General features: G+C 36.9%; 19 protein-coding genes. 11 read left to right on the top strand and 8 right to left on the bottom strand.

All coding sequences use genetic code 11. The annotated features are described in order from the left end of the window. The first annotated feature begins 23 nt into the window (after nt 1-23). Both DRF59_RS12130 and DRF59_RS12125 read left to right on the top strand, forming a co-directional pair. A complete protein-coding gene (locus DRF59_RS12130; protein ID WP_115960210.1) occupies nt 24-1532 on the top strand; it encodes a RagB/SusD family nutrient uptake outer membrane protein in 1509 nt (502 codons plus the stop codon). A 71-nt stretch (nt 1533-1603) separates the two neighbouring features. Beyond that, nucleotides 1604-3427 (top strand): alkaline phosphatase, encoded by a 1824-nt coding sequence (locus DRF59_RS12125; protein WP_115960207.1) that lies wholly within the window; start codon nt 1604-1606, stop codon nt 3425-3427. Nucleotides 3428-3538: 111 nt separating this feature from the next. Here the strand turns inward: DRF59_RS12125 and DRF59_RS12120 are convergent, their stop codons facing one another. From DRF59_RS12120 to DRF59_RS12100, 5 genes are all read right to left on the bottom strand, one after another. Continuing rightward, complete coding sequence (locus tag DRF59_RS12120) at nt 3539-4519, bottom strand: phosphatidylinositol-specific phospholipase C (protein WP_115960204.1); 981 nt, start codon at nt 4517-4519, stop codon at nt 3539-3541. 140 nt (nt 4520-4659) lie between these two features. Next, entirely contained in the window at nt 4660-5340 is a 681-nt protein-coding gene (locus tag DRF59_RS12115; RefSeq protein ID WP_115960201.1) for a hypothetical protein, read from the bottom strand. Between the two features lie 108 nt (nt 5341-5448). Further along, nucleotides 5449-6672 (bottom strand): 3-phosphoshikimate 1-carboxyvinyltransferase, encoded by a 1224-nt coding sequence (locus tag DRF59_RS12110; protein ID WP_115960257.1) that lies wholly within the window; start codon nt 6670-6672, stop codon nt 5449-5451. Between the two features lie 68 nt (nt 6673-6740). Next, nucleotides 6741-7067, bottom strand: coding sequence for a nucleotide pyrophosphohydrolase (locus DRF59_RS12105; protein ID WP_115960198.1), 327 nt, complete (start codon nt 7065-7067; stop codon nt 6741-6743). Between the two features lie 2 nt (nt 7068-7069). After that, entirely contained in the window at nt 7070-8479 is a 1410-nt protein-coding gene (locus DRF59_RS12100; RefSeq protein ID WP_115960195.1) for a hypothetical protein, read from the bottom strand. A gap of 183 nt (nt 8480-8662) precedes the next feature. Between DRF59_RS12100 and DRF59_RS12095 the strand changes: the two genes are divergently transcribed. From DRF59_RS12095 to guaB, 8 genes are all read left to right on the top strand, one after another. After that, nucleotides 8663-8914, top strand: a complete 252-nt coding sequence (locus DRF59_RS12095; protein ID WP_002976190.1) for a type B 50S ribosomal protein L31 — start codon at nt 8663-8665, stop codon at nt 8912-8914. Between the two features lie 244 nt (nt 8915-9158). Next, entirely contained in the window at nt 9159-10319 is a 1161-nt protein-coding gene (locus DRF59_RS12090; RefSeq protein ID WP_115960192.1) for a GlmU family protein, read from the top strand. 100 nt (nt 10320-10419) lie between these two features. Continuing rightward, complete coding sequence (locus DRF59_RS12085; protein WP_115960189.1) at nt 10420-10929, top strand: RNA polymerase sigma factor; 510 nt, start codon at nt 10420-10422, stop codon at nt 10927-10929. After that, on the top strand, nt 10904-11572 hold the full coding sequence (locus tag DRF59_RS12080) for a hypothetical protein (RefSeq protein ID WP_115960186.1): 669 nt from the start codon (nt 10904-10906) through the stop codon (nt 11570-11572). The genes DRF59_RS12085 and DRF59_RS12080 overlap by 26 nt, the downstream gene beginning before the upstream one ends. Before the next feature lie 43 nt (nt 11573-11615). Then, a complete protein-coding gene (locus DRF59_RS12075; protein WP_115960183.1) occupies nt 11616-12896 on the top strand; it encodes a DUF4252 domain-containing protein in 1281 nt (426 codons plus the stop codon). Between the two features lie 12 nt (nt 12897-12908). After that, nucleotides 12909-13409, top strand: coding sequence for a DUF4252 domain-containing protein (locus DRF59_RS12070; protein ID WP_115960180.1), 501 nt, complete (start codon nt 12909-12911; stop codon nt 13407-13409). Nucleotides 13410-13426: 17 nt separating this feature from the next. After that, entirely contained in the window at nt 13427-14131 is a 705-nt protein-coding gene (locus tag DRF59_RS12065; protein ID WP_115960177.1) for a hypothetical protein, read from the top strand. 172 nt (nt 14132-14303) lie between these two features. After that, nucleotides 14304-15764: an IMP dehydrogenase gene (gene guaB, locus DRF59_RS12060; RefSeq protein ID WP_115960174.1), complete on the top strand. Its 1461-nt coding sequence runs from the start codon at nt 14304-14306 to the stop codon at nt 15762-15764. Nucleotides 15765-15826: 62 nt separating this feature from the next. Here guaB and DRF59_RS12055 read toward each other — a convergent pair whose 3' ends face one another. The 3 genes from DRF59_RS12055 to ruvC form a co-directional block, all read right to left on the bottom strand. Beyond that, nucleotides 15827-16036 (bottom strand): KTSC domain-containing protein, encoded by a 210-nt coding sequence (locus DRF59_RS12055; protein ID WP_241505575.1) that lies wholly within the window; start codon nt 16034-16036, stop codon nt 15827-15829. Between the two features lie 296 nt (nt 16037-16332). Continuing rightward, on the bottom strand, nt 16333-17403 hold the full coding sequence (locus DRF59_RS12050; RefSeq protein ID WP_115960168.1) for a DUF4407 domain-containing protein: 1071 nt from the start codon (nt 17401-17403) through the stop codon (nt 16333-16335). Nucleotides 17404-17624: 221 nt separating this feature from the next. Further along, nucleotides 17625-18179, bottom strand: a complete 555-nt coding sequence (gene ruvC / locus DRF59_RS12045; protein ID WP_115960165.1) for a crossover junction endodeoxyribonuclease RuvC — start codon at nt 18177-18179, stop codon at nt 17625-17627. Nucleotides 18180-18283: 104 nt separating this feature from the next. On the opposite strand from ruvC, the gene DRF59_RS12040 reads away from it, so the two are divergent. Continuing rightward, nucleotides 18284-18775 carry a hypothetical protein gene (locus tag DRF59_RS12040; RefSeq protein WP_115960162.1) on the top strand — a complete coding sequence of 164 codons (492 nt, stop codon included), beginning with the start codon at nt 18284-18286 and terminating at the stop codon, nt 18773-18775. Nucleotides 18776-18777 lie beyond the last annotated feature (2 nt).

Below are 18777 nucleotides of genomic sequence, written 5' to 3'. Positions count from 1 at the left end.
TCAACAAATAAAAAAAATTAAAAATGAAATTTTTCAATAGAATATTTTTAATGTCCGGAATAGCAGTAACGCTTTTATCATGTACCGGAGAACTTGATATCCAGCCGGAAGGTACTCCAACCGAAGCCAGTTTCTGGAAAACGGAGAATGATCTGATTACCGGAGCTAACGCCATGTATAAACCTTTGTCTGACAGCGAGTTTTATGGAAGAGGATTTTTCTGGTTTATCAATGCAAGTGATGATATGGTGACCGGAAGGGCAAAAAGTGAAGCGGACAATGTTAAGAATTTCAGCAGTAACTATATTGCTGCAGGAGATCTGGAAACCCAGTGGAATAAAAGATATAATGTGATAGGGGTTGCAAACAGGGTTATCCGTAATGTAGATAATATTCAGACTTCGACAGCTGTTAAGAATAAATATCTGGGTGAGGCTTTATTTATGAGCAGCAGAATGTATTTTGAACTGTCTTATAATTATGGAAATGAAAAAGCAGGGGTCCCCATCATAGACCGTACAAAAGCACCCGATCCTAATCCGATTCCCCGGGCAGCCAATGTAACCGATAACTACAAATTTATTGTCAATGATTTAAAAAAAGCTGCAGAATTGCTGCCTGCTCAGGCGGAACTTCCGGCAAAAGATTATGGGAGACCACATAAAGCAGCAGCATGGGCACTTCTTGCCAAGGTTTACTTATTTATGAAAGACTGGCAGAATGCAGCTTACTGGGCAAATGAAGTCATCACCAAAGGCAACAGAAACCTGTTAAATAATTATGCAGATGTCTTTAAAGCTGAAAATAATTATAGTTCAGAATATATCTGGTCTATTCCAAGTACTCCTAAATTTAATGCTGTAGGGAGTATTCTTCCCGGAGTAATGCTTGAAAATAAAGGCTGGGGAGAATATAACGGATGGGGATATTTTCAGCCCACTAAAGAACTTTATGATGAATATGAAGCAGGAGATCTCCGAAGAAGTGTAACCATTCTGAAATTAGGAGATAAGTTTACGTTTAACGGAACAGAAAGAACATATGCTTCTATCAATTCTCTTACCGGGTATCAGTTCAATAAATACATGGATGCTTTTAAATACCAGCTGAAAAGCGGGCACGTAAGCGCTAACGGAGATTATCCATGTACAGATCTTGCTGTTCCGATTATGCGATATGCTGAGGTTATCCTTATTAAAGCTGAAGCCTTATTGATGATGGGGCAGAATGCTGATCTTGAGATTAATATGATCAGGCAAAGGGCCGGTTTATCTCCAAAATCCGGTTGTACAATGACAGACCTGAAACATGAAAGACGTTGTGAGCTTGCAGGAGAATGGGCAGACAGACACAGAGACCTTGTAAGGTGGGGAGATGCTAAAGAAGCATATGCCAAACCTTTGCATGGAATTGCCGGTCAGGTGGTATGGGCAGCCAGAAACTTTAACCCGGCAGTGCATAATGTCTGGGCAGTTCCGCAAGCTGAAATTGTAAACAGTCATGGAGTCATTAAACAAAATGAAGGTTGGTAAAATTTTAATCTAATATATTATCTACTGTATCATCACAGAACTCTGTGATGATATGGTTTTTTCACAGTATTATGAAACTATCAAAAATTTTGACACTTCTGGCCATGGCCTTTTTCTCTGAAAACCAGGCACAGAATTATCTGAAGTATAATGTGGGAAATGCACATTCACATAATGATTATATGCAGGAAGTTCCTTTCTGGCAGGCGTATTATGCAGGTTTTGGTTCTATAGAAGCAGATGTTTTTCCGGTAAAAGGAAAATTGTGGGTGGCTCATACTGAAAAAGAGCTGTCTGCGTGCAGAACACTGGAAAACCTTTATCTGGATCCGATCTCGAAACAGATTAAACTGAATAAAGGAAATGTTTATCCGGATCTAAAGAAAAAACTTCAGTTGCTTATTGATGTTAAGCAGGATTATAAAACAGCTTTAAGTACATTAGTTACTACATTAAAAAAATATCCTGAAATTACCGGGAATCCGGGAGTCAGGATTGTCATTACGGGAGAAAGACCACAACCGGATGATTTTAAAAATTATCCTGATTACCTGTCTTTTGATGGCGATCCTGATAAAAGCTATACCGATGAGCAGTTGAAAAGAGTAGGAATGTTCAGTGCAAACCTTCCCGAGCTTGTCAAATGGAACGGAAAAGGAATTCCAAGGGATGAGGAGACAGATAAAATAAGAAAGATGGTGGAAAAATCTCATGCAAGAGAGAAACCGATACGATTTTATGGAGCACCTGACTTCCCGAATGCATGGGTAAACCTTATGGATATCGGAGTAGATTACATCAATACGGATCATATCCCTGATCTTAAAAAGTTTATGAATAATATTCCCCGAAATTTTTATAAGAATACAAAGGAATACAGTACATACACCCCCACTTATGCATCAGACGGAACTGCAAAAAAAGTTAAAAATGTAATTCTCCTGATTCCTGACGGAACTTCTTTACCACAATATTACGCTGCATTTACAGCCAATAAAGGAAAACTGAATGTGTTTAATATGAAAGCGACCGGATTATCCAATACGAACTCGTATAATGCTTATGTAACAGACTCCGCTCCGGGATCAACAGCCTTTGCAACGGGGGAGAAAACCAAAAATACCTTTGTAGGAGTAGATCATATGGGAAAAGCTCTGGCTCAGATTCCGGATATTATTGCTGAAAAAGGGCTGGTTTCAGGACTGATCTCTACAGGGGATGTCACCGATGCTACCCCGGCAGACTTTTATGCACATTCTGATAACAGAAACAGTTCGGAAACAATTCTGAAAGATTTTGCAGCTTCCAAGACTAAAATTTTGATTGGCGGCCCTACAAGTGGTTTATCTCAAAAGAATCTGCAGAATTTTAAGCAGGCCAAAATTGACGTATACCAGGACCTGGAGTCTGTTCGTACCATAAACAACCGTACCTTGGTTATTGATCCTTTAGCTTCTCAAAGGATAACAAATGGGAGAGGAAATTGGCTTTCTGAAGCATTTGACTTTACTTTAAATCATCTGAAAGATAATAACAAAGGCTTTTTTATGATGGTGGAAGCTTCACAGACAGATGGAGGAGGTCACAGCAACAATCTTGAACAACTTGTAACTGAACTTCTGGACTTTGATCATGTAGTAGGAAAAGCCATGAAATTTGCAGATGAAAATAAGGAGACACTGGTCATTGTGGTGGGAGATCATGAAACAGGAGGTTTGACCCTTCTGGACGGAAGTCTTAAAGAAGGCTGGGTATTTGGTCATTTCAGCACGAATGATCATACATCAATTCCTTCAAGCGTATTTGCATATGGCCCAAATTCAAAAGAATTTACAGGATTCTTTGAAAACACGGAGATTTTTAAAAAGATACTTGCCGCTTATGGTATCAGGTAACCTATAAATTGATTTTGATGTATTTAAAAGGCTGTCATAAAAAAGACAGCCTTTGTTATTTCTGATCTGATATTCGATGTTTTGTTAGGGTATAACAAACTTCCGAACGGTTTAGAAATTTGTGTTTACGATCAGCGCAGATATCTCAGCATTTACAAAATCAATTGGCACAGTTCCGTAAGTTCCCTGTGTATTGGTCTGGAAAAATGTTGTTAGTTTCGGGTTAATGCTGTTGGAAACAGTTGGAATACTTGGAATTCCGAATAGCAGGGGCTTGTAACCGCTTGTAAAGTTGATGAAAAGCCTGTTCCCCGTATTGGCTTTTGCTTCATTGAAAATACTGGAAATTGCAGTCCATTTATCATCATTATTAGTAACCTTGTAATAATCCTGGATTTTCATTTGTGCCTCTGCATTGTTGATTTCAAAAGTTGTGTTGTCTGCCCATGCCGTAGCGTTAATTCCTTTGGCTGTTTCAGCAGGAAACCTTCTTAACAGCCTGATCTTTCCCCTTATAGTTCCCAAAGTAGGAATATTGGTTCCAAGATCCCATTTTGACGGATTTTTCTGCACATAAGAATCAAAAGTTTTTTCAAAACTTCTGGAAGTGTTTGAGGCATTATATTCTTCCTTTACAGACATGATAATAGTTTCTGACGGATGACTTTCAAGGAAAGAATAACAGGCATTCAGTACATCATCAAAGTTCAGATTTTGATAAATAGGGCCATGATGGATGGCGAAAGAATTATCAATATGCCTGCATCGGATATCCAGGAACCGAACTCCTGCATTCAGTTGTTCACTAATGGTAAGATTTTGGGTTTTTGCTGTTCCGCTGTTTGAAGGCACTTCTATGGTTGCCCCTGAGTCATGGCTTCCGGGAATGGATATCCTTGAAATTGAAATGTTATCCTGAAGACCAGACATCCAGCTGACCATTTCAACCGGAGCTAAAGAAGTTCTGTAATTTGATTTTTGTGCAGATACAGATCCGGCTTCATGAATATCCCTTTCTGTGATACTTTCTGTGCAGGAAGAAAATAGGGCAGCAATTGCAATGCTGAGGGTAATTTTTACTAAATGTCTCATATTGTTCTTGAATATTGATATATTATAAAAATAAGAATATGTCAAGCTATGAGGAGTTAATTTAATTTTAAACTAAAATTAACTTGTGGTAAAGGCTAAGCATTGAACAGAATATAAAAATGCAATTTCTTGATCTTCGTTTAAAAAATAAAATATTCATTGGAGCCGGGGATCTTAAACCTGTTTTTTCCAATTTGAAAATCATTCATCTTAATGAGAGCATTGAATGTATGAGTAAATTCTTTATGAACATTTTCAGGGATTTTCACTTCGTCATCACATGATGAAAAGTCTTTATTAATAATTACTTTTCCGGTAGAAAAATTAATTTCCCGTAGAAAGCTGAAACTACAGGTATCTTCAAAATTATCATAAGATCCTATTAAATAAAAATCTCCTTTTTGAAACCTGAAACTGTGTCTGTAGTTTTGGGTATGCCTTGAATTGGTAAAGAAATGTTGGCTGATGATCAAGACATTACTTTTTATCTTAATTTCCGGAATATTGTCTTCCGGGTAAAAGCCTGTCCCGCTGGATAAAAGAAGAACAGCGTTTTCTTTCCAGATTTTAAGGTTGCCATTTTCATTTTTCAGGATATAAAGAACCCTTTTATAGTCTTTGTCTTTAGGGTACTCTTTATTCTCAGACACTCTTTGAGTAGTATTGAATATCATAACAATTTCATCGTTCCCATCTTTATCCAGATCTCCTTTAGATTCTGTGATCTTTGCATAGCCTTCAGGAACAGAAAAGGCTTTTAAGTCCTGGGCATTGGAAAATGTAATTGATAATGAAGAAATAAGAAAAAAGAAGGTTCTCATGCTTTATTGAAGTTATAATCCTGTATCCTCTTTTCTATCGACACTGATTCTTCTAAATAACAGATTTGAAAACAGGAACTATTTTCAAATCTGAATTTTACTTTTGAATCATTTTGTAAGTATGTCTGCGAGATCTTTCCAAAACATAGGATAAGACTTCTCAACTACATCCTCATCTTCAATATGAAGCTCGCCGATCAGACAGTATGGCGCAAAGCTCATGGCCATCCTGTGGTCCTGGTACGTTCTGATAGAAATATAATCTTCCGGTTTCCCGAAACTGATGGATTTAATAGTCAGATCCGTAATTTCGGTTTCGGTCCCCAGCTTTTTCAATTCATTATATAAAGCCAGAAGCCTGTCGGTTTCTTTAACTCTTAAAGTCCCCAGACCTGAAATTTCAAAAGGAATTTTAAGGGCTGCTGCTGTTACACAAAGAGTTTGTGCAATATCGGGGCAATCATTCATGTCCAGTACAATTTTTTCCGGGAACGAAAAATTCTGTTGAGGTTCTAAAGTAATTTTATGCTCCTCTTCATGATAGGTTGTTGTAATTCCAAAAAAGTCCTGATAAATCTTAGCGATAGTGGAATCTCCCTGGGTAGACTTTCTGTAAAAGCTTTTCAGATGGATGGTTTCTCTTCCTAAGGCACAGATCGAATAAAAGTAAGATGCCGAACTCCAGTCACTTTCTACTTCGTAATGTACCGCTTCTGAAGTGTTTTTTATTTGGTAGGGCTCTACTTTAATGATATTCCCTTCAAAATTATTTTTGATTCCAAATCTGGTCAAAATATCCAGAGTCATTTCAATATATGATCTTGATGTAACCTCTCCTACAAGGTGGATCTCCAGTCCGTTTTCCAGTTTTCCGGCAATCAGGAGTAAAGAAGTGATGAACTGACTTGAAATATTAGCAGGAACATTAACCTGAGTTTGGGTAATTTTCTTTCCGGTAATCTTTAAAGGCGGATACCCCTCATTTTCCAGATACTCAATCTCAGCCCCTAGATCCTTTAACGCACTGACCAGGTTTTTGATCGGTCTTTCTTTCATCCGCCCTGATCCGGTAAGAATGGTTGTTTTACCTTCCATAATTGAATAATAGGACGTAAGGAAACGCATAGCCGTTCCTGCATGATGGATATCCACTATCCCGGTATTCTCAGATAGTGCTTTCTTTAACAACTGAGTATCCTGAGAATTGGACAGGTTCCCGATATTAATATTTTTAAATAAACTTTCCAGAATCAATAAACGATTCGAAATACTTTTCGAACCGCTGATCTGTACTGTCTGGTTTCCTGTTAATTTTGATTTTTCTAGCTTCATTATTTCTTCATATTTAAGAGGTTGCTCATATAGCGGATTAAACATAATCCGCTATATGGAATATTCTCTTATTTTAATTTTTCATTATTCTGATGACGATCCTTATCGCGATCGGTTTTAATCTTCATCTTTTTGTCAAAAGCATCCTGGAGATTTACTCCGGTTTGATTGGCCAGGCATAATGTTACGAAAAGTACATCAGCCAGTTCTTCACCAAGATCTTTGCTTTTATCACTTTCTTTTTCACTTTGCTCACCATATCTTCTGGCAATGATTCTGGCTACTTCACCGACTTCCTCAGTCAGCATGGCCATATTGGTAAGCTCATTAAAATATCGTACGCCGATGGTTTTTATCCATTCATCGACCTGCTGTTGTAGATGGGTTATTTCCATATTTATTGATAAGCTCCAAGAGTAGGGTTGGCAGTTCTGGATACATTTACTATATCAAAAGGAACTGTTCCGGCTACTGTGACATTTCCCTTCCCTCTGGCAGGAGAAGTAGTTTTCACCCGTAAGTTCATTTTAGCCATAAAGTAATTGACAAACTGCGGATCTTCATTCTTGATGCTTTGTAAGACGTTGGCATTATTATCGAAAGGGAAGCCTGCTTCTGAGGTTTCAGAATATTTCAGCAGACAGTTTTGAATCAGGAATTCAAATTGCTGACCCGGAGTCTGCTCAAACTGAACTGAATTATCCCTGTCGGAATATACAATTGAATTTTTTATACTAAGCTGCTGCAAGGCTCCCTGTTCTGTTTGCCCCGCATCGTTTTTCCATTCATTGGTCGCAAAAATTCCTGTCCGGTCCATAGCGCTCATTGTTCTGGAATAGTTAGCGATAGTAGCATGGGTATAGCTATGGTTCCCACCTCTGAAAATTCCGATACATGATAAACCACAGTTATTCATAACCAGATTGCTGGCGTTTACTGTAGAGCCTACTGCGTAAATCCCATATTCAAAGAATGTATGGATGAAGGAATTTTTAATCGTAGCGTTGGTCTGTTTCATTTCAAGTCCCCTTGTTCCACCAAAAAGTCTGGCATGGTTCATATTAAGAGTAGAGTTTGCTTCCATTCTGATGGAATTCCAGTTTTTGGGAAGCGTATCATGATCGGCATCATTCCGGTCCCCACGAAGTATCACCTGTTGGTCCTGGGCACCGTTAATATTTAATGTTGCTCCGGAAGACACTTTCATTCCACTGTTTTTATGAAAATAGACTTTGGTTCCCTGTTCTACGTTTAGTATTATATTAGGATTGATGGTAAGGTCACCCAGAATAATTTTCGCTTTATTGTTATCCCAGGTTGTATGACTGGCAATCACATTCGGATTGGTTGGGGTCTGAATAAAAAACTCAGCATCCTGAACGACAGAGAACAAAGTTACATGCTGTTGTCCTGCAGGTCCCGTAAAAACAACCCGGTCTTCAGCTATCGCTTCAAGTCCTGAAGCTTCAGGTGCTATTTCAACGAAAATATAAAGGCTGTCTTTTTTTCGTAAAGGCACATCTTTAAAATCATATCCCGGCTTCCCGTCTACATTGATCCTGTATAATGAAGATGCCCCTTTTTCAAGATTCACTCTCGGAATCATGATGTCCTTATCCTCATTATTATACACTTTTACAACGTATGTTTCTGAGCGAACTTGATGATACACTGTATCACAAAATACTGTATCAGTGGAAAAACGCAATTCCTGGGAAGGTGCATCAAAAGTAATATCATCCTTATTACATGATACCGCAACAAGCAGCGCCCAAAAAGAAAAAGCCAGTAATAATTTGAATTTCATCGAAATTAATGTTTAAGTAGGTTTCAAATTTAACGAAAATACTTTGAATTTCTTATCATTAAAAAAATATTGAATCCGGTATTTGTATATTTGAAAAAATGTTGTACTTTTGCAACCTAAAATTAGCAGAGAAATATCCATTACTATTTCGAAAGCAAACTTTAATTTTTTAAAAATTGTATTATGAAAAACGGAATTCACCCAGAAAATTATAGACTTGTTGTTTTCAAAGATATGAGTAACGACGAGGTGTTTCTTTGCAAGTCTACTGCAGAAACAAAAGACACTATCGAGTATGAAGGACAGGAGTATCCTTTGATCAAAATGGAAATCTCTTCAACTTCTCACCCTTTCTACACTGGTAAAGTGAAATTAGTTGACACTGCAGGTAGAGTTGATAAATTTATGAACAAATACAAAAAATTCGCTAAGTAATTTTTTGAAACTAAAAATATTGAAGTCTTCCAATCTTTTGGAAGACTTTTTTTATTGAAATTGAAAAGAGGAACTTTGTATGGCAACATATTTAATTTAATATAAGTATGTTTTTGATTTCTGATCTGCAACTTCTGATTTCTCCTATGTTTTTGTATTTTTGTTCTGGATAGAATTCAGAGCTGTAAGTTATGGGATGACATGAACCGGTTCTGTTTCTAACTTTAATCTTAACTTCTAAAAAATGCAAATAGTTTTTTCAGACGCACAATATTGGGAAGATTTCCTTCCTCTTACATTTACCCGGCCTGTTGCTGCAATGCGATGCGGAATTCTTACTTTCACTGAAAGATGGCAGAAAATTCTGGAGAATACCGAAGTTTCCTATTTTACGGAAAATTATCTGCAGGATAAATTTAAAAGTCCGGAAGATAAAGAAAGCCTTTTTCTCGTTTCCAATTTTTTACCCACAGAGACGGTGATTCAACAGATCAAAGATCTTAAAAAAGGAGAGGCTCTTGTTTATGAAGATGAATTGGTGGCTGCCAGAATTAATATGGAAAATTTTTCTCTTCATCAGATTGAAAAAATGACTGATATTAAAGAAGAGCTTATTTTCTTTAAAAAACCGGCTGATCTGTTTACTTACAATCACCATGCTATTGATTTTGATTTTGAGCTTCTTACAAAAGGAAGAACTTCTCAGGAGTTGTCTTCAACGAATGGCTTTTTAGGAGATAAAAAAGATCTGTTCATTGAAGAAGGGGCACAGATTGAGTTTTCTACATTGAACACCAGAACAGGAAAAATCTATATTGGAAAAAATACAGAAGTTATGGAAGGCTGCCATCTTCGAGGCCCTATTGCCTTATGTGATGATTCCAAGTTCAATCTCGGAGCAAAGATTTATGGTGCGACTACCATTGGCCCGCATTGTAAAGTAGGAGGTGAAGTAAATAATATCATTATTTTCGGATACTCAAGCAAAGGGCATGAAGGTTTTGTCGGAAACTCAGTGATTGGGGAATGGTGTAACTTCGGAGCAGATACGAATTCTTCCAATATGAAGAATAATTATGCCCACGTAAAGTTCTGGAACTACAGGACAAAATCCTTTGAAGATACAGGGTTACAGTTTGCAGGCCTCATTATGGGGGATCATTCCAAGACGGCAATCAATACTCAGCTGAATACCGGAACAGTGGTAGGAGTAGCCTCTAACATATTCAAGCCGGGCTTTCCGCCAAATCTTGTTGAAAACTTTTCCTGGGGCGGACTGAAAGATGATGAAAGGTTCAGACTTGATAAAGTCTATGAAGTTGCAGAAAGAGCAATGGCAAGAAGGAAAGTGGTTTTAGCGGATGAAGATAAGGCAATTCTGAAACATATTTTTGAAACCTATTAATATAATTATAAAAAAACTTCAAAATTTTTTTGAAGTTTTTTTATTTTCGATGTAATGGAATGACAATGACTGTTGTCTTACCTATAAGAAACAAAAACTCATGACCCAAGAAACTTTCAGGAATACGGTGTTTATTCTCAAAGACGAGATGTATCGTTTTGCGAAAAGATTCGTCATGAGCAGTGATGAAGCGGAAGATGTAGTGCAGGACCTGATGATGAAGTTCTGGCAAAAACGGGATGAACTTGAACAGTTTGGTAACTTTAAATCCTATGCGTTGAAGTCAGTCAGGAATGAATGCCTGAACCGGCTGAAGCACCACGATGTAAAAATCGGTTTTGCAGATATGCAGCTTCATCGTTCGGAACTTTACAGCATGGAGGTGGATAATCTTAAAGAACATATTATAGGATTTATTAATCAGCTTCCTGAAAAACAAAAAATGGTCATCCATTTGAAAGATGTAGAAGAATATGAAGTTTCCGAGATATCTGAAATGCTGGAAATGGAGGAAAATGCAGTAAGGGTAAACCTGATGCGGGCCAGACAAAAAGTTAAAGAACAAATTTCACAACTGATGAGCTATGAACAAAGATCAATTACAAGATAAGTACAACGAGATCTTCCGGGATATGAAGGAAGAACGTATGGAATGGAACTTTGAAGATTTTCTTCAGCAGACGGAAGATAAAGAAGAGGGAAAAAATGCTGTTCCTGTTATTCCTCTGGAAAAAAACAAACCTTCTTTTCCTAAATGGTTCTGGATGGCAGCCGGAATTCTGTTGCTTTTCAGCATAGGCCTGATATTCAATACCTATCAGAAGCCGGGAGTAGAAGGTACAGGAAAACTGGTAAAGGATGAAGTCCTGAGACAAAAGTCTGATTTTATAAAGGAAAATAATGACCATCAGGAACAGATAGTGGTTAACCACACCGATTCTATTTCCGGAGCTAAAAAGGATTCAATATTCCAGGAGAATTCAGTGGCGGAAAAAGATGTACTTGATGAGATCCTGCCTAAAAGAGGGAGGCTTAAAAAAGAGAGAAAACCAAGGTATGTGGATAACTCTTCTTTTAAAAACAGCACATCAAAAGATTCTACAGGATATGAGAATTCTTATGTTATCGTAAACGGTAAAAGAATTGATAATGTAGAGGAAGCCATTAATGTAACTAAGTATTCATTTCAGATATTTGCAAATAACGTTAGTGAAAAATTAGTGCAGCCTACTGTGGTAGATGATGATTATTAGCCGCCAGACGTGTATTTATCATTAATTTAAAAAAAATTGACTCATGAAAAAACTATTCATAATATTCGCACTTGCTTTTTCCCATTTCTTCAATGTGTATGGGCAAAAGGAAAAATTCGACCAGCTTTTTGAAAAATATCAGGAAGTAGAGGGAGTAACCTCCATTAAAATTGCCAAACCAATGTTTGGAATGCTTAGCAGTCTGAATATTGATGATTCACAGCTGGATCAGATCAAACCTTTACTGTCAAAAATTAACGGATTAAAAATTCTGATTACGGAAAATCCGGAAAAGATCAATACTGTTGAAGGACGCAGGGTTCAGAGTAATCTGTCACAATTGAGTAAGGATGTGGCTTCCTATGTTAAAAACCTTAATTATAGTGAAATTATGTCTGTGAATAATTCCGGAGCCAAGGTGAAGTTTCTTTCATCAGAAGCTAAGAACGGAATGCTGGATGATCTGCTGTTAAGTATTGACGGAGGAAGTGGAGAAAGTATCTTTGTGATGCTGGATGGGAAACTTTCTATGGATGATGTTAATAAAATCATTAACTCCAGCGATACTAAAAAGAATCCTATTACCAATACCAGAAATAATATTACCTCAGAAAATAATTCATCATATCTGAACGGAGAAGCAAGGAACGTTGGTGATTTCTCGGGAATTCACGTAAGTACCGGTGTAAATGTTGTTTTCAAGCAGGAAAATCCTACCAATGTAAAGGTAATTGCTGATGCGGATAAACTGCAGTATATTATTACCAAAGTAGAGAATGGAACACTGAAGGTATATGTTGATAATAAAGGGACAAAAAACCTTAAGTTCAAAAATATCAGTGTCAATGTATCTTCTCCTAAGATGGATAATATTAAAACTTCCTCAGGTGCTAATTTTACGGTAGTGAATACCATTCAGGAAAATAATATGACTATTGATGCTTCTTCCGGCTCTAATATACATGGTGATTTTAAAATTTCAAATACAGCGGATATTAATGCTTCATCAGGATCGAATCTCAGGATAGGTGTCAATACAAGAGATATCACTGTTAAAAGTTCAAGTGGTTCCAGTATGACTTTGGGCGGAAAAGCTGTTTCTGGTACAATCGACATTAGCAGCGGTGCGGTTTGCAATGCAGAAGATTTGAAGCTGAATTCTCTGGAAACAGAGGCTACTTCCGGAGGAAATCTTAGTGTCAGTGTGTCAGATAGGCTAAAGGTAAGGGCTTCTTCAGGAGGTCTGGTACGATACAAGGGAAGACCTGAAATAGATTCCAATATCAGTAAAACATCAGGAGGGACTTTAAAACCAATTGACTAAAGCATAATCATCATGAAAACTCTTAAAAACATTTTCCTTTTATTCCTGACGATAGGGATGCTTCAATCCTGTATCGTCTCGGAGAGACCTAATATGGATTTCTTTTCAGATTCCGGATATGATTTCCATGGTGCCAGATTTATGAGTGTCAATGTACCGATGATGGTGGCAAAACCGTATATCAGGAAAGCCTTAAAAGAAGACGGAGAAAGCGAAGAAGTGATTAATCTGATCAGGAAAATTTCCAAAGTAAAAGTACTTACAGTAGAAAACGGAAGTGAGGAAATGCTGAAAGATTATGCGCAATATTTAAGAGATCATCAATATGAAGACTGGGCTTCTGTAAAACATGATGGAGACCATGTGAATATACGGGTAAAACAAAACGGAGATGCAATTAAAAATCTTTTGATTACCTTAAACTCCGGTAAAGAACTGGTGTTTGTAGATGTGAAAGGAAATTTTACAACGGATGATATTTCCAAAGTAATCAACTCTGTTTCGGATAAGTAATTAACACAATATTTCATATGGAAAAATTGATAAAAGAGGTTCGTATCCTTAAAATCTATGCTGTTTCACTTACCGTATTGTGTGGTATGTTCTTTTTTCTGGCTTTTAAAAATCAGTCTTCCAAAGAACGGTTCAAGGAAATTGATGTAGAGCGCATCAACATTGTTGAAAAAGACGGAACCTTAAAGATGGTTATCAGCAATAAGGAGCGACAGCATCCCGGAATGATTAATCACAAGGAAATGATGCCAAGGGAAAGAGAAGCGGGACTTATTTTCTTTAATTCATTGGGGGATGAATGTGGTGGTCTTATATATGATGCGAATGAAAAAGAATCAGGAATGGTATATTCTGTAGATCAGAGAAATACAGATCAGATTATGCAGTTGCAATATTTTGAGGGATCTGGTAAAGATAAAAAAAGAGTCTATGGTTTAAAGCTTTGGGACCGGCCGGATGATTTTCCATTGGAAGAAATTATCAGATTTGAAGATTCATTAAAAAAATTGAATGATCCTGTTGCCAGTAAAAAAGCCTATGCAAAACTCAGAGAAGAAGGTAAGCTGACAAACGAGCGTTTCTTTGCAGGCAAAACTGCTGACGGCGATGTCGGAGTTTTTATCCGTGATACCAAGGGTAGAGTAAGATTAAAATTATATGTTGACAAAAACAATCAGACCCATATTGAGAACTTGGATGAAAACGGTAATCCGGCTAAATAGAAAAAATTATATCAAGTAGTTTCTACATACTAATTATTTTGTACTTAAAACCATCTTTAATAAATGAGATGGTTTTTTTGATTTACATTATGGATTATTAAATTTTATTTAAACTATTAAAAATGATTTTCATATCTCATCAAAATAGCCTAATTTTGCAAAGAAAGTAAAGATGTCTATTCATAACAAAATTGTAGAGACAGCCATCACTTTCGATGACGTGCTTCTAGTCCCTTCTTATTCAGAAGTTTTACCTAATCAGGTTTCATTAAAATCAAGACTTACCGACAAAATCACGCTGAATGTTCCGATAGTTTCTGCTGCGATGGACACAGTTACTGAAGCTGACCTGGCAATTGCTTTGGCAAGAGTAGGAGGTTTAGGCTTTATTCATAAAAACATGCCGATTGCTGAGCAGGCAGCTCAGGTAAACAGGGTAAAGCGTTCTGAAAACGGAATGATCTCTGATCCTGTTACTCTTTCAAAAGATCATACTTTAGGACAGGCTAAAGAAATGATGGCGAAATTTAAAATTTCAGGGCTTCCGGTTGTAGATGCTGATAATGTTTTAATCGGAATCATAACAAACAGAGATGTTAAATATCAGGAAAATCTTGATATGAAGGTAGAAGAGATCATGACAAAAGAAAACCTGATCACTTCGGATAAAGATACCAACCTTGAAAAAGCAAAAGAAATTCTTCTTAAAAACAGAGTAGAAAAATTGCCTATCGTAGATAAGGATAATAAACTTGTTGGGTTGATTACAATCAAAGATATTGATAACCAGCTGGAATATCCTAATGCGAATAAAGATGGAAACGGCCGTCTTATTGTAGGTGCAGGTGTAGGGGTAGGAGAAGATACCCTTGACAGAATAGAAGCTCTGGTACAGGCGGGAGTAGATATTGTAGCAATTGATTCCGCACATGGCCACTCTAAAGGAGTGCTGGATAAAATTTCAGAAATCAGAAAAGCATATCCGGATCTGGATATCGTGGGAGGAAATATTGTTACCGCTGAAGCTGCCAAAGATCTGATTGCTGCAGGAGCCAATGTCCTTAAAGTAGGAGTTGGACCAGGATCTATCTGTACAACCAGAGTGGTTGCCGGAGTTGGTGTTCCTCAGTTATCCGCTATATATAATGTATATGAATATGCCCAGTCACAGAATGTAACGGTAATTGCTGATGGTGGGATTAAGCTTTCAGGAGATATCGTGAAAGCTATTGCAAGCGGAGCAGGAGCTGTAATGCTTGGTTCACTTTTAGCAGGAACAGATGAAGCACCAGGGGAAGAGATTATCTTCCAGGGAAGAAAATTTAAATCCTATCAGGGGATGGGAAGTCTTTCTGCAATGAAGAGAGGAGGAAAAGAAAGATATTTCCAGAGTGAGGCAAAGAAATTCGTTCCGGAAGGCATTGAAGGTAGAGTGCCCCACAAAGGCAAACTGGAAGATGTAATATTCCAGTTAACAGGAGGTCTGAGAGCAGGTATGGGATATTGTGGAGCTAAAGATATTGAGGCTTTACAGCAGGATTCTAAACTGGTTATGATCACCGGAAGCGGATTGAAAGAATCTCACCCGCACGATGTGATTATTACACAGGAAGCTCCGAACTATTCTTTGTAAAAGTTAATATTGTTCAAATAAAAAAGCCTTTAAAAGATTTACTTTTGAAGGCTTTTTTACTTTCAGCTAATTCTAAGATACTTGAATTTTGGTTTGATGACCTTATTTAAAAAAGTGCCTTTAGATCTGGCTTTTCCAAACTTTTCAACAACATCCGGAGAAACCTTAAAATAATCATAAACAGCTCCCGACTGATATATAATTCTTAATACTTCAGTTTCAGGAAAATAAATATAATGATTGACAACACTTGAAGGCATATTAGAACCCATGCAAAAAATGTTCCCTTAAAAGGTATAGAAATATAGCTTTACTTTCTTAAAGGTGAAGGATACGGTGATAACCGGTAATATGAAGAGTCCCTTTTCTTTTATGCTTACCTTTAACTGATGTTTAGCTGCAATATCATAGTTCTTTAGGCAGCATGCTCCCTTTTTTACTCAGGATCTCAGGCATCAGATAACAGACTGAATATGTTTCATCGGGTCATCATAATCTTAGTAAACTCTTTTTAAGAAAGGCTTACAATCCGGTTTTCTTCTTTATCAATAATCATTCGAGAAAAATACTAATTTTTTAAATTATCTTTGAAATCATCGATCCGGAAATCAGTAAGTGCATTTCCTTTTTCAATTTTTTCTCTGGAATACAACCTGAAATCGTTTTCTGTCTTTTCTAAAAGATAATCATACGGGCCAACATGGGAAATTAGTTTTACAAGAACAGGTGAAATCTCAAGGCAGATAAATAATCCCATGATAAATGCTGCAGCCAGCCCGATAATTGCTGAATTTTTGCCTAGTTCATCAAGAGCCTGTAATCTTGCTGCAAACCCATTGAACTTATCTTCAAGAGTCTCTGTGGATTTTCTTTCGGTTTCGAGATTTGTATATACTTTGGAAATCTCTTTATCTAAATATTCCAGCCTGGGTGCTGCCTGTTTTTGGTAATTTTCGAGATCCAGCCTGCGTTGTTCTTTTAATTCCTGTTTACGCTTTGCGTTAGGGCCGAACCCTTCTTTACCACTCGTAAGGCCGGACTGTTTCCCTAAAATTTCTTTTTCAAGCTCCACAGAAGCTGAATCATAAGCTTTTTGATACTGTGCGATCTTTTCTGAAATTTGTTTTTTTTCTGTCTCAAAAGGTCCGCTTTGCTGAAGAATCCTTCCGTTCATTTCTCCCTGAAGCTGCTTTTTATTTCTCTGAATGATTGTATTTAACTGTTTGTTTACTTCTTTTTCAAAAATTTTAAGTTCCAGGGGCTTTGAAATAATAATCCCTAAAAATGTTGCAAGGATCAAACGGGGAATTGCCATAAGGATCTGATTTCCCCATGTCCCTGTTTTTTTTATGGATGAAACAATATAACGGTCAAGATTGAAGATCATTAATCCCCAGAGGATGCCGAAGCCTACTGCAGCCCAGATGTTATCAAATACAGTATACATAGCATACCCTGCGGAAAGGGTTGCGAATACAGCTGTGAAAAGTACGATGCCACCAATGCCTGAAAATTTATTCCATTCGCTTGGTGTTTTTCTCAGGATATGAATATTCCCGCCGGAACATATCATAAGAAACTTTTGGAACCAGTTTATTTTATGATTCGCTTGATTTATAGTTTGTTGGTTTGCTTTCATGACTGAAAATTTATACAAATGTAGTACTAAAAATCATACCAATGCAAAAGATAGTATTATGTTTTACCAAGTAAAGGTGAATTTTATGATTCTGATTGCCTTTTATTTAATACTTTAAAAAAAATAATTTAAAGGAAAAAGTTTATTTTATACAATTTATTATCTTAAAGTTGTAGTCAGAGATGCAAGGTTTAAGTAAATAACTTTAAAAGAAGATATAACTATTTCAAACGATCAGGATTCTGTTTCAAGAAGCTTTCCCACCCGGAATATGACTTAGTATCCGCTATAGTTCCCGAATTAAAATGATGGCATACTGCAACAGCAAGCCCATCGGAGGCATCTAAATATTTTGTGGGAAATTCTTTCAACTTTAAAAGATTCTGGAGCATTCCTGCTACCTGTTCTTTACTGGCATTTCCATTTCCGGTAATAGCCATTTTGATCTTTTTGGGAGAATATTCCGTAATAGGAATATTTCTGTAAAGACTGGCTGCCATAGCAACACCCTGTGCACGGCCTAATTTAAGCATACTTTGAACATTCTTCCCATAGAAAGGAGCTTCCAGGGCTACCTCATCAGGGTGGAACTCATCAATTAAAGCTAGTGTTTTATCAAATATATATTTAAGCTTTGTTTCGTGATTAGGGTATTTTTTTAAAATCAGTTCATGGATAGAGATCATTTCCATTTTACCCTTTTTAACGGAAATAAGTCCAAACCCCATGATCGCTGTTCCCGGGTCAATACCTAAAATTATTTTCTCTGAAATCATTGGAGCAAAGATAGAACTTTCTTCAGTCTTTTGCAGATAAAAAAAGAATTCAAATTACAGTGATTTGTATTGAAATCTTTATTAACTTTAATAAAAAATGATCCATGAAAAATTTAATCAACTTATTCATTGTTCCCTTCTTTCTGTTTTATAGTGTGCAGAAAGAGAAAGGATTAGCTCTGTTCGGACATGCTGCATCGGTAGACATTCTGAAAAAAAGAGACAGAATCATGTACCTGTTTTTCAAAGTAGAAAAGAATAGTTCCGGAAATGAAAAAATCAATCTTCAGCAAAGTACAGTTTCGGAAGGAAAACTTAAGCAGTCTCCTGTTTTTGACAGAAGCGATGTTCAGCAGGGAGATTTTATTATTACCATTGAAGCAGCAGATGGAAAAGAGATGGCAAAACAGCTATTAAAAGATCCTTTGAATCCTGAGATGGAAGTATATGAAAAAGAAGGAATATCCAGACATAAAGCATCTCTGAAGGCGGCGGAATTTAGTGTGCGGTTTTCTTATTCTGAAAATATCCGGGCTGTAAAAATTGAAAAAGCTACAGAAGCCGGTGTAATACTATTATTCACCCAAAAACTATAATC

The organism is Chryseobacterium flavum (assembly GCF_003385595.1).
GTDB lineage: Bacteria > Bacteroidota > Bacteroidia > Flavobacteriales > Weeksellaceae > Chryseobacterium > Chryseobacterium flavum.
This window is presented reverse-complemented; position numbering and strand designations above follow the sequence as displayed.